Raw genomic sequence first — 18745 nt, 5'->3', positions numbered from 1 at the left:
GTTCGACGCGAGCAGTATTATGAGCTTCAGTTCTATTGATAAAAACATAACCGATCAGTTAACCGAGCGCTGGCAGGCTGTCATTAATATGATTGCCCGGCATTATGATGTGCCCTCTTGTCTGGTGATGAAACTGGAAGACGACAACATCAAGGTGCACCTCTCCAGTGTAAACAACGGTAATGACAATCCCTACCAACCGGGCGACGCCGAACACTTTGATGATTCTGGTTTGTACTGCGAGCGCGTAATAAAAACGCAGAAGCCATTGCAGGTTATTAATGCTCTAACCGACCCAGAGTGGGACCACAACCCGGACATCAAACTGGGCATGATTTCTTATCTGGGTGTACCACTGAATTGGCCAGACCAATCTCCGTTTGGCACCTTATGTGTGCTGGATAAAAAAGAGCGGGAGTTTCCCGAAGAATTTCGTAATTTATTAGACCGGCTCAGTAATATTTTTGAACTGGAACTGAGCCTGGCCTATGAAGTTGAGCAACGTAAAAAAGCCGAAGCAGAATTACGTGCAGCTCAGGAAAAACTACTGAGCACCCGCGAGCTGGAACACTTCTCGCTGATCTCCCAGGGCGTCAGTCACGAATTAGGTACGCCGATTGGCAGTTGTGTCACGGTCGTCAGCCACCTCGACGATATTTGCCAGCAAGCATTACAACAAGAAAACCCGACCGTCGACGGGCTGAAAGCCAGCCTGACTGATATCCACAGTTGCAGCAAAATGTTGTCGGCAGAACTGGGGCGTTCTTCGCGTCTGCTGAATACCCTGAAACAAGCGGCTCAAAGCAGTGGCTTACCTCACCAGAACGTCGAGATTGATTTAGCTTTATGTGTCGACGACGCCTGGAGTTTTTTCAGTGACAGCGAGCGTCAGAGCATCGTATTAAAACAATTGATTCTGCTGCCGCAGCCCATTCTGGCGAACTATGTGGCACTGGTTGATATCTTTAAGCAGCTTTTCCGCAATGCCATCGACCATGGTTTTCATTTCTGTGAGAAACCGGAACTGACGATAAAAGCCCGGCCGGCTGGCGACCAGGTTGTGATTGAAATCGAAGACAATGGTTGTGGTATGTCGGAGGATATTCGCCAGGCTGCACTCAAGCCATTTTTCAGCTCTGATCGACGCCATGGCAAGGTAGGACTGGGCCTGAATTATGTGAACAATCTGGTGACCAATACCCTGAAAGGCAAAATGGAAATCGGGCCGCTGAAGCCAGGAACCTGCATCCGCTTAACCATTCCGAAAACGCCACCGGCGACCTGAAGGTTTACTTAAACACCACGGTTTTCATGCCATCAAGAAATACCCGCTGCTCACAATGAAGCTGCACTGCCCGGGCCAGCGCCCGGGTTTCGGTATCACGCCCGGTCGCCACCAGCATTTTTGGCGTATAGGTATGATCCACATCCTGCACTGCCTGACTGATAATCGGCCCTTCATCCAGATCCGAGGTGACGTAATGCGCTGTTGCGCCAATCAACTTCACTCCGCGATCATGGGCCTGATGATACGGCTTTGCCCCTTTGAATCCAGGCAGGAAGGAATGGTGAATATTAATAATCTGCCCCGGCAACCGACGACAGAAATCATCCGTTAATACCTGCATATAGCGGGCAAGCACAATCAGCTCGGCATTGGTGTTAAGCCATAATTGCCACAGTTTATTTTCTTGTTCGCTTTTATTTTCCGGAGTAATCGGAAGATAGATATACGGCAGCCCTTCCGATTCACAGCGGCTGCGTAAGTCCGGATGATTCGACACCACCGCCATCACATCCATATTTAATTCACCTTTGCGCAACCGATACAACAGATCTTCCAGACAGTGATCCGACTTACTCACCATAATAATGGTGCGTACCTTCTGCTCCGCAGGTTGCATCAGCCACTGCATGGCGTAACTCTGTGCGATGGCTTCAAATCCGGCTATCAGGTCCTCTGCGCGGGTATCACCTGCATTGAATAAGAAGCGCACTCGCATAAACAGCCGCCCGCCTTCCACATCATCAAACTGATGAGTTTCGGCGATATAACAACCTTGTGCCGCCAGATACTGGCTGACGGCTGCAACGATGCCGCTGGCGGTATCACAGGTTGCCTTTAACAGATATTCCTGCTGCCCAGACGTTAACTCCGCCATAACACCTACCTCATTTTGTTTGCCCTGATCATTAATATAGCCAATTACGGCCGGCCGGAACTTATGCATTAGCCTGACATCAGATAACTATGAAAAAGTTATCCTGGTTTTCCGTCCCGTTAATTCTGACTCTGATTGTTGGCTATTGGTTCATTGCCGGCAGGGTTGGCTCAGCTTATGCCGAGCCCTTGTCACAACCATTACCGGAGTTCAGCCAAACCGGCGAAGATGCGTGGCTGAATTCTCCGCCGCTGACCAAAAGTGATCTTGAGGGAAAGGTGCTGTTAATCGATATCTGGACGCTGGCGTGCTGGAATTGCTATCGCAGCTTTCCCTGGCTTCACAGTGTTGAAGAGCAGTTTGCCGGGCAGGATTTTCAGGTAGTGGGGATTCACTCACCGGAGTTCGAATACGAGCACAATCGCGCCAATGTCGAAAAGGCGATTGCTAAATATAAGCTGCAACACCCGGTGATGATGGACAACGATTTTGCCTTCTGGCGAGCGCTGAATAACCAGTATTGGCCAACCTTTTATCTGGTCGATAAACAGGGCAATTTGCGATATCGCTTTATTGGTGAAACGCATCAGGGAGATGCCAGAGCGGCCAAAATTGAGCTGCTAATTAAAGAGTTATTAAAAGAATGAGCTGAAAACGAAAGTTTCACGCTGTGCAAAAGCTGAAATCACTATTCAATTCCTGAAATCAGCTCATCACACGCCACAACTGGCCTGTGGCGTCATAAGAACAAAGGTTGACCTTCTTTATAGTTCTGTACGTTGGTACAAAAATATAAAAACAAGGAAAACACATGTTCAGATCAGGCAAGCCCTTGTTGGCGTTTTCACTACCGCTACTGTTTGCTCCCACCACGTGGGCCATGAGTGAAACGCCACAACCCGTGGTAACAACACCGCCATCGCAGTCTGCAGATCAATCTGCCAACCAGCCCGGTGGCCAGAACGCTCATGTTTTGCCGGCAGCGACTGCGGCAGTAAAACAATTATCAGTGCGCGGTAAAAATTACCAAGGCCAGAACGACAAGGTTTATATCGATGGCCTTGGCCGTGAAGTCAGCCTGCGCGGCTTTAATGTTTCCGGTGAAGTAAAACTGGCGGAATACGGTTTTCAGCCGTTTGCTAATGTAAACGACGCTAAAGCCAGCTTCGATATTCTCGGCAAACAAACCGGTAGCAATATGGTGCGCTATACGGTGGCCTGGGAAGGTATTCATACCGGCCCGAACACCATCGACTACAGCTACCTCGACAATGCCATCGCTTATATGAAAGAAGCGATTCGTAACGGCATTTATGTACTGGTGGATTACCACTCGGATTTATACAGTCGTCATACCTTCAAGTTTGATTCCAAAGATACCGGTAACGGCGCTCCGGCGTGGGCGGTTCATCCGGTGAATGGCAAAGACGATTGTGGTCTGCCATGTGATATCACATGGTCGGCTCACAAACTGTCTGACAGCGCTGTGCGTAATGCCATGAAGTCGTTCTGGTATGACCACTGGATTATGGATAAAGATCTAGCGGCAGCGGAGCTTTATCTGCCTGCCAGTAACACCTGTGCCGATATTCAGGGCGGCAATGCCTCGAACTCCACTACCGTTTTATCCTGGCAATGTAACAGCCAGCCACACCAGCAATGGCTGTATAGGCAGGACGGCACCCTGCATTCGGTTAAGAACCAGAATCAGTGTTTAGATGTAGCCGGAGCACGCACGGGTAACGGTACCGATATTCAGGTTTACAGCTGTAATGGCTCGAAAGCCCAGCAGTTTATTCTCGATAAAAAAGGTCGTTTACACAGTGCACTGGATTTCAACAAGTGTATTGCTGACAACAGTGGCAACCTGAAATTAGCGGAATGTTCACATACCGATTCAGCGACTACACAAGCGCAACAATTCCGCCTGCGTAGTATTGTTGATAACTCAGATCTGGGCGCCAATCTGACTTATGCTCAGTCTGCATTTGTCTGGCAGATTGGCCAGGTGGCCAAATACATCAAAGCCAATATGAGCGCAGACGAGTTCGCTCACGTATTAGGTTTTGAGCCATTAAACGAGCCGTTTGATGGTGGTGTTGGTGCCATGAGCTTTAAAGAGTTCGATAACCAGTTGTTATGGCCATTCTATGAGCGTGTTCGTGCTGAACTGGATACTCAGGGCGTGAATAACAAACCTGTGTACGCAGAGCCGATGGTGTTCTGGAGTTCTATTGCCGGTATAACCGCACCAGCAACCGGTGGTCATCACCTCGACTACAAACCGGGTGATGGTTTTGTTTTCACTCCACACTTTTATGACCAGGCACGTATGGGTATCGAAGATTTATCGGTTGCTCGCAACGGTGCACATTTCCCGAACCTGGATCTGATTCGTGATGAAGCACGTTTCTTAGGGTTAACCACCTTCCTGTCGGAATTTGGTATGTGGTTAGAAGGTAACGGACATACCGATACCGAACGTGTTGTTAACGGTACCTATCAGGGCATGGAATCGTCAGACAGAACGTCAGGAAAAGATCGCTACGTTGATTTCTACACCCCACTAATCAGCGGTGCACAGTGGCAATGGGATTATTACTACGATAATCACAACGAGCTGCAAAACGGCAACCCAGCGAAATTAAAAACCGAAGACGATGCCTGGAACGGTGAAAACTTCTCGGTCATTAATAACTATGGTCAGGGTTATAACGTTAAAGCCAACCTGGTTGAACGTGCTTACCCACGTGCGGTTCAGGGTGAAGTGATGCACTTTGCTTATGAAGGTCTGGTGCCGGATCGTGCCAACAGCGTGATGTCTTATCACTCGATTCGTGCCTCTCTGGCAAACCAATTTAACGATCGCGAATTCCTGCGTAATAACAAGTTTGCTTTCCTGGCATGGCGTGGCCGTACCAGTGACGCACCGACTGAGATTTATGTACCGCGCCATATGGATGCAGCGCAGTTAACGGTAATCACTGAAAAAGGCGTATTTAAAAACCTGACGGTTAACGCAGCATTAACTCAGGCCAATAACGAAGTGGCGTTAATTTCTGATCCGAATAAACAGTCCGGCAGTGGCCATGTGGTACTGGTTTGGGATGATGCTGACAGCGGTGAAACCGCCCAGAGTTATCACTTCGCACTGGTAATCGACGGTAACGCCGGGTTATCTGACGCTCAGTTAAATACGCTGCAACAAGCGGTAACTCAAAGTGTAAATAACGAGAAGAGCCCTGTGTATCTGGTTAACTCTATGACCCACGGTGGTTATCCGGGTGATAAGGGCGCTTCAAGCAAAACCGGCGAAGGCTGGATGACGCTGACTAATCAGGGTTCTGGTAAATGTTTAGACGTTGCCGGTGGCCGGATTTTCAATGGCACCAATGTACAGAGCTACCAGTGTAATGGTTCTGGTGCACAACGTTGGTTCTATGAAAAGTCGACCGGCTTCCTGCGTTCCGGCGTTAACTGGGATCGTTGTTTAGATAACGGTGGTCAGAATCATAACGGCGGCAAAGTGGTTATCTGGACCTGCCAGCAAAACAACAATATGCGTTGGGATTTAGTGGGCAATACCATCCGTCCGCGTACTAACCATAATGTTGCAGTAGACGCTTATGGCACAGGCGATAGCTCAAACGTCGGTATGTCAGCTGTGGATAATAATGATGCGATGCAGAAGTGGACATTTAACCATTAAGGTTTAACCCCACTCTCAGCAAAATGCAGATATAAGAAAACCGGGAACTTATCCCGGTTTTTTTATTGGCTTAAATCAGTGATTAATCACGCGCATTAATATACGCTTGCTCACTCACCTCATGATAAGCCTTAACCTGCTCGCGATAGTTCTTAAACGACTCGTAAACTTTTTTGGTCAACTCATCGCTGGCAGACACTTCAGTTACCACTTCATCCGACAGAACTTTTAACTTGTTCAGTACATCCTGTGGGAAAGCACGAACATCTACGCCGTGTTTTTCTTTTAACTCAACCAGTGCTGCGTGGTTGCGGGTGGTGTATTCATTCAGCATGTCCTGATTAATCGCCTGAGCGGCAACACGTACGATAGCCTGAAGATCTTTAGGCAGCCTCTCAAATGCAGGCTTGTTAATGGTGAATTCCATCATGGAACCTGGCTCATGCCAGCCCGGGTAGTAGTAGTGTTTCGCTACTTTATACAGACCGAAGGCTAAATCGTTATACGGGCCAACCCACTCAGTTGCATCAATGGCACCAGTTTGCAGCGAAGTAAAGATTTCACCACCCGGCAGAGTTACCGGAGTACCACCGGCACGTTTTAATACTTCACCACCTAAACCCGGGATACGCATTTTCAGACCTTTCAGGTCGTCAACGCTGTTAATTTCTTTATTAAACCAGCCACCCATTTGTACACCGGTATTACCACCTGGCATTGGCAGGATATTAAACGGCGCGTAAACTTCTTCCCACAGCTGCTGACCACCACCGTACTGAATCCAGCCGTGCATTTCCTGGGCAGTTAAACCAAATGGAACCGAAGTGAAAAACTGCGACGCCGGTGTTTTACCTTTCCAGTAATATGCACCGCTGTGGCCCATTTCTGCAGTGCCCTGGGATACTGCATCAAATACCTGCAACGCAGGAACCAGCTCACCTGCACCATAAACTTTAACGGTTAAGCGGCCAGCCGACATTTCATTCACCATGTCAGCAAAACGTTCTGGTGCCGTACCTAAACCCGGAAAGTTTTTTGGCCAGGAAGTGACTAACTTCCATTTAAAGCTTTGCTGCTCCTGAGCGGCAGCTTGTTGCGCACCAGCAGTGTCACACTCTTTATTGCAGCCAGCAGTTAACAGCGCGGCCGCTGCAATTGCCCCCAGCCCCAGTGATTTAACGAGAGTTTTAATTTTCACACTTATTTCCTCTGTGTATTTTTATTAGTTCTTAATATAAATCTTTGCTTGTTATTCTTTGTTGTTTTCGTTTAATCGACATTATCAGCGTAATCAAAATCCAGTGCACGCCGACTTTCAAACATTCTTGGCTGCGATGTTACCGGGTCGATAAATTCCATACGCCAGGCCAGCAGCTGTAATGGCTTATCAAAATCATCCGAGTTCTCCGGTTGAACACTGGGATAAAACTGATCATTGACCAATGGATAACCCAGGTCATTCATATGCACCCGCAGCTGATGTGTTTTTCCGGTAATGGGTTGTAACTCGAACAGCGCTTTATCGTTCTTAACAGCCAGGCAGGTTATTTCAGAGCGGGCGTTAATATCACCGTCAACCGATTTCATCCGGAACCAGGGCTCGCCCTGCTCCAAACGATTATGAACAGACCAGTGTTGGCCCACTTCAGGTGCATCCGCTTGTTTTATCCAGCCAACCGCACGATAAGTTTTATGGATGTTTTTCGTCTCGCGGAATAATGCATGATACAAGTCGCGGTTTTCCGGATTCACCGAAAACAGAACGATACCAGCGGTTTCACGATCAATGCGGTGCATAGGTGCCAGTGTCTGAATTCCGGTACGCTGACGCAAGCGGTTTAATAAACATTGCTCAACGTATTTACCCGTCGGAGTAACGGGTAGAAAATGGGGTTTGCAGGCCACCAGAATTTCATCGTCCTGATAAATAATCTCTTCCTGAAACGGAATTACAGCTTCCTGCTCTACTTCGCGATAATAAAACACCTGCTGATTCGGCGCGTATCGGTCGCCAGCAGTAACTGGCGTTTTATCTGGCCAATGGACCTTGCCATCGGCAATACGCTGACGCCAGATATCCGCATCAATACGTGCAAAGCGGGCGATAAGAAAATCCAACACCGTTGCACAGTCCTTGCGATCTGGCGGCATGGTCACTTTGCAGGGATGTTGGGAAATTCCCATAGGTTTCTCTATCCAGGTTAGCGCGAGCCGTTATACCAATTCCAGCTTGGCAAAGTTGGCCACCAGCCACTTTTGCCCGGCGTCATCAAAAAACACCTGAACTCGTAAACCCGGGCCCTGGCCTTCAAACTGTAATACCGTACCTTCACCAAACATTTCGTGATAAACCCGACTGCCGAGATCGTAAGGCACGGATGAACTTTGTTCCTGTTTAATAAAATCAGGTTGAGCAGGGGTATCAAAACCGCCATTACGTTTTGCCGTTAATGGACGACTGACACTGTTTTTCAGGCGAACTTCCTGAATCAGTTCCTGGGGAATTTCACGAATAAAGCGCGACGGCGTGCTGAAGTTTTCCTGACCGTGTAAACGGCGACTTTCGGCATGGGTCAGAATTAACTGCTCCATTGCCCGGGTGATACCAACGTAAGCAAGGCGACGTTCTTCTTCCAGACCTTCGGCTTCATCCATCGACATCTTGTGTGGGAATAAACCTTCTTCCATCCCCGCCAATACAACCTGCGGGAATTCCAGACCTTTGGCCGAGTGCAGCGTCATTAACTGAACGGCGTCTTCGTATTCATCCGCCTGACCTTCACCGGCATCCAGCGCGGCGTTATCCAGGAAGACCGCCAGATCAAGCTGACTGGTTGGTTCTTCACCATCGGCATCTGCTTCATCCGATGGCAGGTAGTCACCGGTTTCAAACTGACGCGCAGCGTTAATTAATTCTTCCAGGTTATCCAGGCGTGCCTGACCTTTTTCACCTTTCTCTTTTTTATGGTGCTCAATCAAACCACTCTGACTGATGGTCTGGTCGACAATTTCATGCAGCTTTAATTCTTCGATGCCCACGCTCATTTCATCGAGTAAATCGACAAAGTTCTGCACCGCGGTTCCGGCACGTTTTGGTAATAAACCTAACGATACGGCTTCGTTTGCCGATTGCCATAAAGAACAGCCCTGATCACGCGCATGGCTACGTAAAATCTCAACCGTCTTTTCACCAATGGCACGAGCGGGAACATTAATGACCCGCTCCATCGCGGCATCGTCCTGGCGATTTAATAACAGGCGCAAATAGGACAAGGCATTTTTAATTTCCAGACGCTCATAGAAACGCTGCCCGCCATAAATACGATACGGAATGCCAGAGCGTAAAAAAGCTTCTTCCAACGTACGGGATTGAGCATTGGAACGATACAACACCGCCATCTCGGTACGCTGTCGACCATCACGCGACCATTCATCCACCAGGTCGGCGATATAGCGGGCTTCGTCTTGCTCGTTAAAGGCGCTGTATAAACGAATTGGTTCGCCTTCAGCCCCTTCAGTCATCAGGTTTTTACCCAAACGCCCCTGGTTATTGGTAATTACCGCGTTGGCGGCGGCCAAGATATTGGCAGTGGAACGATAATTCTGTTCCAGCTTAATCAGCTCGGCGCCCGGGAAATCTTGCTGGAAGTTACGGATATTATCGATATTGGCACCACGCCAGCCGTAAATAGACTGGTCGTCATCGCCTACGGCCATCACAGAAACACGGTCACCGGCTAGCAGGCGAATCCAGGCGTATTGGATATTGTTGGTGTCCTGGAATTCGTCGACTAAGATGTTGCGGAAGCGTTGCTGGTAATGTTCCAGCAGTTCCGGGTTATGCAGCCACAACTCATGAGCGCGCAGCAGGATTTCACCAAAATCCACCAGACCATTTTGCTGGCAGTTTTCTTCGTAGATGGAATACACCGTACGTAAGGTTTCCTGAAACGGATCTGCCGATGGAATCACATGCGCTGCACGACGACCTTCGTCTTTCTGGCCATTAATAAACCACTGGATCTGTTTTGGCGGGAAACGGCTGTCGTCGATATTATGCGCTTTCATCAGGCGCTTAATTAAACGCAGCTGATCATCACTGTCGAGAATCTGGAAGTGCTGCGGCAGCTTGGCTTCACGCCAATGTTGCTTCAACAAGCGATGTGCCAGGCCGTGAAAGGTGCCCACCCATAAACCATTGGAAGGCACATTTAACAGCTCTTCCAGACGGCCGCGCATTTCTTTCGCCGCCTTGTTGGTAAAGGTCACCGCCATCACCGCAAACGGCGATACGTTCTCCACATTCAACAGCCAGGCAATACGCTGCACCAGTACCCGGGTCTTACCCGAACCGGCACCCGCCAGTACCAGCTGATGTTTGGAGGAAGCAGCCACCGCATTACGCTGGCCATCGTTTAAATTATCGAGCAGTAGTGAAATATCCATGGCGGCGAGTTTATCAGAATCGCTGCCTGAATTTCATACATTCGCTGTACTTTTACTGTATAAATTTCCACTACTCCACTGACCACTGCCCGGTCAGTCGTGCCACTGGCACTACGGCGTAATTCACTTATAATCCGCGAAGTTAGTGACCTTTCACTACAATGGAAGTAAAGGCACGTCTGAATAGTTCAGTGCCCGCTTCGGCTTACTGAAGAAAATCAGATCAAGGCGCTACTTTGCCGACATAGCTAGTTACGTCCAAAAGTAGCAACACTGAGCTGAATTTTTTCAGCAAGCCCCGTAGGGCGCAGGCTGTCGAATGTTTTGACTGTGTTAACGATTTCGAAAAGGACTAGTCATTCTCTTCAATCGTTGCCTTGTCAAACTCATCCGACAGTACCGCGCGAAGCTGTGCAGAATTATTCAGAGGTGCCTTAACAAGAATTAAGAACTGCTGGCTGTGCGAGGCTGATTTGAGACAAAGTCCGGTACTGACTGAAATTGCGGCGGCAATCCCGAACCTGCGTAAATCTGAGGTTAAGGTAGCCGAATACGTGCTCAAAGCACCGGAGCAGGTGATGCACATGCGTATTGTCGATCTGGCTCAGGAAGCTCAGGTCAGCGAACCTACCATAGTGCGCTTTTGTCGTGGAATTGGCTGTAACGGCTTTCAGGAATTCAAAGTACGCATCGCCCAGGAAATGGCGGTCGCCAATAACATCGGCCAGTTTGCCATTGTTGAAGACGACAGCATCGAAGATATCTGCGATAAAATTGCCGATACCACCATCCAGCGCCTGCATCAGGTTAAGTCACAGCTAAAAACAAAACAGGTCGCCCAGGCCGCCAATGCCATCAGTGCTGCCAGCCGGGTCGAGTTTTATGGCTTTGGTGCCTCTGGTGCGGTTGCCACCGACGCCCAACATAAATTCTTCCGCTTGCAAGTCGCCACAGCCGCCTACAGTGACCCCCATATGCAATCCATGTCGGCGGTGACTCTCGGTGAAGATGATGTGGTGGTCGCCATATCGCAAAGTGGCCGTACCAAAGACTTATTACATACTGTGCAACTGGCTCAACAACACGGTGCTCAGGTGGTTAGCCTAGCGCCCGCGAATACACCATTAAGCCTGGCCGCTGATTTACCCATTCATATCAATATCGAAGAAGACACCGAGCAATTTACGCCGATGACTTCCCGTATTGCCCACCTGATGATCATCGATATGCTCGCCGTGGCTGTTACCCAACGCCGCGGCCCAGAGTTTGCCGAGCATTTAAATGCGATTAAGCGCAGCATTAAATCGCTACGCATCGATAATTAGCGCACAACCATAAGACATTATCCGCCACTTCAAAGGTTTGCCGTTTAGCCTTTTATCAGTTGCCAGCCAATAATCAGACGCCAATTTACCTGCCTTTTCTCCAGCCCAGATATCATAAGGGCTGGGTTTATTTACCATACGTTCATTCAGGATTTTGTCCGATTGGCTGCATGTTTTTTTGCTGTCATGCTATTGAAATCAATAACAAGAAAAATCATGGCTCCGGGTTAGCAAAACTCACTGACTGTGATCAAACAGAAGGAATAGAACAATGGAAGCAGCTATTAAGTTCGAAGGCCACGAAGAAGTTGTATCGTTCGATCAGAACGGTAACGTGGTAGTAAATAAAGAATCACAAATGTCTAAAAAATTAATGGCGCGTCGAGCCATTGAAGCCCACCGGGAGCGTAAACGTCTTGAGTCTGATCTGGACGATTATTACTTCGAAGAAATGTAATACTGAGATAAAACTCAAAATAATTTTTCTGTTAAATTTCATTTTACTGAAACAAACAGTACAACTTTCTGGCTGCTGTTTGTTTCAGAAATCCTCTGTCATTCTGACAAAGCTCTATATCTGATAATTTTATAAACTGTCGCTCCCTAATCAGTTTAATACCTTAATATCTAATGATATTTACCTATATCTGAATTTATTTGTATCAACCAACGATGACGCACCGCTAATATCCCGGCCTCAATACAATATACAACCCGACCGGGTATTAAGGTGTTTCAGATGTCATCTCCTAAGCTATTGCTTGCTGCTCCTGTTTTTGTATTTTCTTCTTTAATCAATGCACAACCGATTACCGGCACCTATGACAGCAGCCACCCATTTCCGACGAATCTTGGAAAAGTTTCGGATCAGATTCACCTGACTTACCGCTCCTTTGATAATTCCATTGCCATGACTGCTTGCGAATATCATTGCCAGACAGAATACCTGAATAACGATAGAGTCAACGATCAGGGTAAGAAACGCATTTATAAAAGTTTATCCGGAAATCGTTTGATTCAATTAAATAATGCCCAGTGGCTGTACCTTACTAAGGACAAACAGTCCCGTTTATTCACTTTGGAAGATCACGCGGAAAAGAATCTGTACTCACTGAAAACGGCAGAAAAGAAAGTAAGGAAACAGCATTCTGTTTTATTTGCTACGGTTGAATAATTTCGTACAGAAATACAGCAGACTGATTTAATAATCAGCAAGTACAAAAAAACCGCTCTGATTACTCAGAGCGGTTTTTTTATTATCAGCGTTTTTGCTGTCTTGTTCAGAATTACTTGGTAGTGAATTCCGGGTACGCTTCCATACCACACTCAGACAGATCCACACCTTCGTACTCTTCTTCTTCGGTAACACGCAGACCCATCACAACCTTGATGATGCTCCATACGATCAGAGACGCTACGAATACCCAGGCGAAGATAGTGATTGCACCAATCAGCTGACCAGAGAAGCTCACGTCACCGTTAGTCATAGGTACAACCATCAGACCAAACAGACCAACCACACCGTGTACAGAGATCGCACCTACCGGATCATCAATCTTCAGCTTATCAAGAGTCAGGATAGACATTACAACGATCAGACCACCAACAGCACCAATCAGAGTTGCTTCGAAAGGTGTCGGAGTAGAAGGCTCAGCAGTAATCGCTACCAGACCAGCCAGTGCACCGTTCAGAGCCATCGTCAGGTCAGCTTTACGGAACAGGATGAAGGCCAGTAACAGAGCACCGATTAAACCACCTGCTGCTGCTGCATTGGTGTTAGTGAAAACAACCGCTACAGAGTGAGCGTTAGAGATATCACCCAGTTTCAGTACAGAACCGCCGTTGAAGCCGAACCAACCCATCCACAGGATGAAAGTACCCAGAGTAGCCAGTGGCAGGTTAGCACCAGGGATAGCGCGAACTTCACCGTTAGGACCGTACTTACCTTTACGTGCACCCAGCAGTAATACACCCGCCAGAGCCGCTGCAGCACCAGCCATGTGAACAATACCGGAACCTGCGAAGTCAGAGAAACCTAAGTCACCCAGGTTGTACAGACCGAATACGTCGTTGCCACCCCAGGTCCAGCCACCTTCCATTGGGTAGATAACACCGGTCAGAACAACAGCGAATGCCAGGAAAGCCCACAGCTTCATACGCTCAGCAACAGCACCGGAAACGATAGACATTGCAGTTGCTACGAATACGACCTGGAAGAAGAAGTCAGAAGCGCCTGAGTAAATAGAACCGCCCTGGAAACCGTCTTCACGAGCAGCAAAATCAGACAGAACAGCAGCCGAATCAACTTCGGTAATACCAGACAGGAAGTAACCGCCGCCGTACATAATTTGGTAACCACACACCAGGTACATGGTACAAGAGATCGCGAACAGCGCGACGTTTTTGGTCAGAATTTCAGTGGTATTTTTAGAGCGAACCAGACCCGCTTCCAGCATGGCGAAACCTGCCGCCATCCACATTACTAATGCGCCACACACCAGAAAATAAAAGGTGTCCATGGCGTATTGAAGTTCATAAATATTATTTTCCATAACAAGCCCCCCGCATTAGGCTTTGATGTTATTCGATATCTTTTTCACACCGGCTTAATGACAACCGATGCGGAAGAACAAAAATTAGATAGCGTCTGCGCCGGTCTCACCGGTACGGATACGAATCACTTGTTCCAGAGTGGTTACGAAAATTTTGCCGTCACCGATCTTGCCTGTGTTAGCTGCTTTAGTTACCGCTTCGATAACTTTTTCAGCCAGGTCGTCAGCAACCGCTACTTCGATTTTTACTTTTGGCAGGAAATCCACCACGTATTCAGCGCCACGGTACAGTTCAGTGTGACCTTTCTGACGACCAAAACCTTTTACTTCAGTAACAGTGATGCCCTGAACGCCGATCTCAGACAGTGCTTCACGCACGTCGTCCAGTTTGAACGGCTTAACTACAGCAGTAATGAGTTTCATAGAAAACTCCTTGTCTAAATGCTTTGAGAATATTCAGTATTTTCAATAGCCCATGCGGGGGCACGGGCTATTGTATGCTTTTTACAGCTCAATAGGCAGGCTGTATGAAACAACAACTTTCAGATCTTCATCCTGGCCTTTTTCGCCTTTATCCAGATCAGCTTCCTGAGCAACAACTTTACTCAGAGTGAAAGAGATATTGTCGTTGTAGGCATAACCCAGATCTAAGTGAGTGTAGGTGTCTTTATCAGCATCGCTGTTAGCTACACCAACAGTTGCAGAGAACTTGTCCATGCCATAACCCAGAGTCATGTAGCTGTAGTCATCAGGGTTGCTGTTACCTACTGGGTAGTAGTAAGAGAAAGAGCCACCGGCATAGCCCAGGCTTACAATGATGTCTGTCGCTTCAAACGTGTTGCCACGAGTGTCGCCATCTTCAGTGCTGGAACCAGAGTAAACATAAGTCCATGCACTTACGTCGTAGCTGAAATCACCTGCTTCACCGCCATAACCCAGGAACAGGTCGTATTCCTGACCCAGTGCAGAGTCACCACTTGAAGTCCAAACACCACCGTAAGCGCCACCTGAGCTTACAACCAGATCACCGGATACAGCAGGAACGCCCTGACCCAGATCCTGACCACGCCACAGGTACATATTGGCAACCGCGGCAGATGCAGAAACTTCAACTTCTGCTTGTACTGCAGGTACCGCAGCAGCAGTCATAACACCAGCCAGAGCAATCGCTTGAGACAGTTTTTTCATAGTTCTTTTCCTTCACAGTTAATTCAAACTTATTTAGTAATCAGTGCTGACGCACCGTTTTAATTCTGTGATTAGGTCTTAGCAGCCGCTGTGCCAACTTTTTTAAAGCGCATAAATTCAGGCACTTACAGCGATGTTTATGAATTTTGATGAGAAAAGTGATTTCATGGTGGTGCACAATGCAATTAACAGCACCAGTTTGGATCACATGAAAAACCACACTCGCACCAAAATAACGCACCGTTTAAGTGCGCGATTCAAAACAGAGCAATCTGCTGCAACACCCGATTCGCTGTTACAATGTGCATCAAAATTTACCGATATAGAGCTGTAACCATGATTAACCCAGCACAAATCAAACAAATGGCCGATGAATTTCTGGAAAAGCTCCCGATGCCGGGAATTCCTGAAGATATGAAGTTATTAATGCGCAGCCAGCTGCAATCCATGCTGACCAACGCCAACCTGGTCACCCGGGAAGAGTTTGAAGTACAACTTGAAGTATTGCGCCGCACCCAGGCCCAGTTAGCAGAACTGGAGCAGCGCCTTGTGGAATTAGAAAATAAAGAAGCCTGAATAATCAGATCGCCAGCAGTTCACGGGCTTGCTCAGATGTTTTAAGTTCGTGACCTGCTCCCGCAGCAACCACCCTACCCCGCTCAAGGATAATGAAATCGTCAGCCAGCTCCGCAGCAAAATCCAGATATTGCTCAACCAGCACAATCGCCATCTCGCCCCGATCACGTAATAACTCAATGACCCGCTGAATATCTTTAATAATGGAAGGCTGAATACCTTCGGTTGGTTCATCCAGAATCAGCAGTTTGGGTTTCAGTAATAATGCCCGGGCAATGGCCAATTGTTGCTGCTGACCACCGGATAAATCGCCACCCCGACGTTTCAGCATCTGTTGCAGTACCGGGAATAATGCAAACACTTCCGGGTCGATACGACGCTGGTTACGTGGCAGTGCCGAGAAAGCCGTCTGCAGATTTTCTTCTACGGTAAGCTGAGCGAATATATCCCGCCCTTGTGGAACATACGCAATCCCCTGACGGGCACGATCTGCCGGTGCAATGCCATCCAACTGCTGATCTAACCAACGAACCTGGCCACTCATGCTATCCAACTGACCAGACAACGCCTTCATTAATGTGGTTTTACCAACACCATTACGGCCCAGAACACAGGTCACCTTGCCAATTTCTGCCTGCATACAGACATCGTATAACGCCTGGCTAGCACCGTAAGCGACGTTTAATTTATTTACTCGTAACATAGCTTTATTTCTCAATTTTGATAAAGCGTTATTGAAGCAGCTGATACAAGGCAAAATTTGATAAGAAAACGGAGTTTATAAATCATAAATGAGTATTTCGAATAAAATTTTAACGCCGTAGCAGCAATGCAAATAGCTTTATTACCGACCTAGGTATTTTTCGATTACATCTTCGTTCGCTTTTACTGATGCGAGTGAACCTTCCGCTAACACACTGCCTTCGTTAAGAACGGTTACGCGGCAATCCAATGCGTCGATAAAATCCATATCGTGCTCAACTACCATTAACGAATGGCTTTTTGCCAACTCTTTAAACAGCTCGGCGGTTTTCATGGTTTCTTCATCCGTCATACCCGCAGCTGGTTCATCAATTAACAGCAACTCAGGTTCCTGCCCCAGCAACATGCCAATTTCCAGCCACTGCTTTTGACCGTGAGATAAATTCCCCGCCAAGTTATGCACCTGATCTTTCAGATCAATCATGCCGAGAATTTCATCCAGCTTATCGCTTTGACCAGAAGATAATTTATGACGCAATGCCTGCCAAACTGAACGACCGCCTTTTAACGACATTTCCAGGTTTTCAAAAATCGTCAGGCTTTCAATCACACTGGGTTTCTGGAATTTACGACCAATACCCAAATTGGCAACCGCCGCTTCGTCATACTGGGTTAAATCGAATTCATCCTTAAATAATAAGGTACCGGTATCGGGTTTGGTTTTACCGGTAATCACATCCATCATGGTGGTTTTACCAGCGCCGTTGGGGCCAATAATGGCGCGCATTTCTCCCGGCTCAATACACAGAGATAAAGAGTTAAGCGCTTTAAAACCATCAAAACTGACACTGACACCATCGAGATAAAGCACCGATGGGTTTTCGATATGTTGAGTTGCTAAGCTCATGCTTTACCTCCGGTCGCTAGTTCGGTAACGCTGCCATCATCGTTGTCCGACAATGTTTTTTCAGCGCGTTTTTCTTTGATCTGATTCCATAAGCCAACTACGCCTTTAGGCAAATACAAAGTCGTTAATACAAATAATCCGCCCAACAGGAATAACCAGAGTTCTGCAAATGCACCGGTAAAGTAAGTTTTGGCGTAGTTGACCAGGAAGGCACCAATAACCGCGCCGTATAGAGTGCCGCGGCCACCCACAGCAACCCAGATAATGATTTCTATCGAGAAAATAGGTGCAAACTCACCAGGATTAATAATGCCAACCTGAGGGACGTATAACGCACCTGCAACACCGGCCAGCATGGACGAAACGATAAAGACGAATAACTTATAGTTCTCGACGCGGTAACCCATAAAACGCGTTCGGGATTCGGCATCCCGTACGGCAACCAACACCCGACCTAGTTTTGAGTCAACAATAAAACGGCTGATCAGATAGCCCATCACCAGCGCTAAAGCAGAAGCAACAAACAGAGCTGCGCGTGTGGTGTCAGACTGTAAATCAAACCCGAGAATATCTTTAAAGTCGGTTAAACCGTTGTTACCACCAAAGCCCATATCGTTACGGAAGAAGGCCAGCATCAGGGCGTACGTCAGCGCCTGGGTAATAATCGACAGATATACACCAGTCACCCGGGAACGGAATGCCAAAGCACCAAATACAAAGGCGAGAATACCGGGAGCGGCCAGAATCATAATGGCGGCAAACCAGAACTGATCGAAACCAAACCAATACCAGGGTAATTCCGTCCAGTTCAGAAATACCATAAAGTCTGGTAATTCCGGGTTGCCGTATACACCACGATCGCCAATCTGACGCATCAGATACATCCCTATGGCGTAACCACCCAGTGCGAAAAATGCACCGTGGCCGAGACTGAGAATACCGCAATATCCCCAGATTAAATCCACCGCTAACGCTAACAGGGCATAACACAGATATTTACCCAACAACGTCATGGTATAAGTCGATACGTGAAACAGCGATCCTTCCGGAAATACCAGATTACAGAATGGAATAATCACTGCGAGCGCCAGAATGGCTTTAACCAACCTTTGTCCGGCAGGGTCGTTTGCCAGCAAAGAGGTAACAGGCCCAAGTTTTAATGTATTCATCATAATCCC

18 protein-coding genes are annotated in these 18745 nt (G+C 47.7%); 8 read left to right on the top strand and 10 right to left on the bottom strand.

From position 1 onward, the window contains the following. Positions 1 to 19 precede the first annotated feature (19 nt). On the top strand, positions 20 to 1285 hold the full coding sequence (locus ACOQOZ_RS15450) for a GAF domain-containing sensor histidine kinase (protein ID WP_420589050.1): 1266 nt from the start codon (positions 20 to 22) through the stop codon (positions 1283 to 1285). Positions 1286 to 1289: 4 nt separating this feature from the next. Here ACOQOZ_RS15450 and purU read toward each other — a convergent pair whose 3' ends face one another. After that, positions 1290 to 2162, bottom strand: a complete 873-nt coding sequence (gene purU, locus ACOQOZ_RS15445; RefSeq protein WP_420589049.1) for a formyltetrahydrofolate deformylase — start codon at positions 2160 to 2162, stop codon at positions 1290 to 1292. Positions 2163 to 2251: 89 nt separating this feature from the next. On the opposite strand from purU, the gene ACOQOZ_RS15440 reads away from it, so the two are divergent. Both ACOQOZ_RS15440 and ACOQOZ_RS15435 read left to right on the top strand, forming a co-directional pair. Beyond that, complete coding sequence (locus tag ACOQOZ_RS15440) at positions 2252 to 2809, top strand: redoxin family protein (RefSeq protein WP_420589048.1); 558 nt, start codon at positions 2252 to 2254, stop codon at positions 2807 to 2809. 164 nt (positions 2810 to 2973) lie between these two features. Further along, entirely contained in the window at positions 2974 to 5871 is a 2898-nt protein-coding gene (locus ACOQOZ_RS15435; protein ID WP_420589047.1) for a ricin-type beta-trefoil lectin domain protein, read from the top strand. Between the two features lie 82 nt (positions 5872 to 5953). On the opposite strand, the gene ACOQOZ_RS15430 is transcribed toward ACOQOZ_RS15435, so the two are convergent. The 3 genes from ACOQOZ_RS15430 to uvrD all read right to left on the bottom strand — a co-directional run bounded on the left by ACOQOZ_RS15430 (position 5954) and on the right by uvrD (position 10317). Continuing rightward, entirely contained in the window at positions 5954 to 7069 is a 1116-nt protein-coding gene (locus tag ACOQOZ_RS15430; protein WP_420589046.1) for a TRAP transporter substrate-binding protein, read from the bottom strand. A gap of 71 nt (positions 7070 to 7140) precedes the next feature. Further along, a complete protein-coding gene (locus ACOQOZ_RS15425) occupies positions 7141 to 8055 on the bottom strand; it encodes a pseudouridine synthase (RefSeq protein WP_420589045.1) in 915 nt (304 codons plus the stop codon). A gap of 30 nt (positions 8056 to 8085) precedes the next feature. Continuing rightward, positions 8086 to 10317, bottom strand: a complete 2232-nt coding sequence (uvrD, locus tag ACOQOZ_RS15420) for a DNA helicase II (protein WP_420589044.1) — start codon at positions 10315 to 10317, stop codon at positions 8086 to 8088. 473 nt (positions 10318 to 10790) lie between these two features. Between uvrD and ACOQOZ_RS15415 the strand changes: the two genes are divergently transcribed. The 3 genes from ACOQOZ_RS15415 to ACOQOZ_RS15405 all read left to right on the top strand — a co-directional run bounded on the left by ACOQOZ_RS15415 (position 10791) and on the right by ACOQOZ_RS15405 (position 12816). Further along, positions 10791 to 11642, top strand: a complete 852-nt coding sequence (locus ACOQOZ_RS15415) for an SIS domain-containing protein (RefSeq protein ID WP_420589043.1) — start codon at positions 10791 to 10793, stop codon at positions 11640 to 11642. A 271-nt stretch (positions 11643 to 11913) separates the two neighbouring features. After that, positions 11914 to 12099, top strand: coding sequence for a PA3496 family putative envelope integrity protein (locus tag ACOQOZ_RS15410; RefSeq protein ID WP_420589042.1), 186 nt, complete (start codon positions 11914 to 11916; stop codon positions 12097 to 12099). Positions 12100 to 12381: 282 nt separating this feature from the next. Beyond that, complete coding sequence (locus ACOQOZ_RS15405; RefSeq protein ID WP_420589041.1) at positions 12382 to 12816, top strand: hypothetical protein; 435 nt, start codon at positions 12382 to 12384, stop codon at positions 12814 to 12816. Positions 12817 to 12928: 112 nt separating this feature from the next. Here the strand turns inward: ACOQOZ_RS15405 and ACOQOZ_RS15400 are convergent, their stop codons facing one another. From ACOQOZ_RS15400 to ACOQOZ_RS15390, 3 genes are all read right to left on the bottom strand, one after another. After that, positions 12929 to 14194 carry an ammonium transporter gene (locus ACOQOZ_RS15400; RefSeq protein WP_420589040.1) on the bottom strand — a complete coding sequence of 422 codons (1266 nt, stop codon included), beginning with the start codon at positions 14192 to 14194 and terminating at the stop codon, positions 12929 to 12931. An 84-nt stretch (positions 14195 to 14278) separates the two neighbouring features. Then, positions 14279 to 14617 carry a P-II family nitrogen regulator gene (glnK, locus tag ACOQOZ_RS15395; protein WP_420589039.1) on the bottom strand — a complete coding sequence of 113 codons (339 nt, stop codon included), beginning with the start codon at positions 14615 to 14617 and terminating at the stop codon, positions 14279 to 14281. 81 nt (positions 14618 to 14698) lie between these two features. Further along, positions 14699 to 15382, bottom strand: coding sequence for a TorF family putative porin (locus ACOQOZ_RS15390; RefSeq protein ID WP_420589038.1), 684 nt, complete (start codon positions 15380 to 15382; stop codon positions 14699 to 14701). A gap of 139 nt (positions 15383 to 15521) precedes the next feature. Between ACOQOZ_RS15390 and ACOQOZ_RS15385 the strand changes: the two genes are divergently transcribed. Continuing rightward, positions 15522 to 15716, top strand: coding sequence for a hypothetical protein (locus ACOQOZ_RS15385; protein ID WP_420589037.1), 195 nt, complete (start codon positions 15522 to 15524; stop codon positions 15714 to 15716). A gap of 2 nt (positions 15717 to 15718) precedes the next feature. Continuing rightward, on the top strand, positions 15719 to 15958 hold the full coding sequence (locus ACOQOZ_RS15380; RefSeq protein WP_420589036.1) for an accessory factor UbiK family protein: 240 nt from the start codon (positions 15719 to 15721) through the stop codon (positions 15956 to 15958). Between the two features lie 4 nt (positions 15959 to 15962). On the opposite strand, the gene urtE is transcribed toward ACOQOZ_RS15380, so the two are convergent. The 3 genes from urtE to urtC all read right to left on the bottom strand — a co-directional run bounded on the left by urtE (position 15963) and on the right by urtC (position 18739). Beyond that, the gene (urtE, locus tag ACOQOZ_RS15375; RefSeq protein ID WP_420589035.1) at positions 15963 to 16661 is read right to left on the bottom strand and encodes an urea ABC transporter ATP-binding subunit UrtE; all 699 of its coding nucleotides are present in this window, start codon (positions 16659 to 16661) and stop codon (positions 15963 to 15965) included. 141 nt (positions 16662 to 16802) lie between these two features. Further along, a complete protein-coding gene (gene urtD / locus ACOQOZ_RS15370) occupies positions 16803 to 17567 on the bottom strand; it encodes an urea ABC transporter ATP-binding protein UrtD (RefSeq protein WP_420589034.1) in 765 nt (254 codons plus the stop codon). Continuing rightward, on the bottom strand, positions 17564 to 18739 hold the full coding sequence (gene urtC, locus ACOQOZ_RS15365; protein WP_420589033.1) for an urea ABC transporter permease subunit UrtC: 1176 nt from the start codon (positions 18737 to 18739) through the stop codon (positions 17564 to 17566). Before urtC ends, urtD begins: the two co-directional genes overlap by 4 nt. Positions 18740 to 18745: the final 6 nt, after the last annotated feature.

Origin of the sequence: Bacterioplanoides sp. (assembly GCF_965219715.1) — a bacterium.
Classification (GTDB): Bacteria; Pseudomonadota; Gammaproteobacteria; order Pseudomonadales; family Oceanobacteraceae; genus Bacterioplanoides.
Note: the sequence above shows the minus strand (reverse complement) of the source record. Positions and strands in the feature narration are given on the sequence as shown.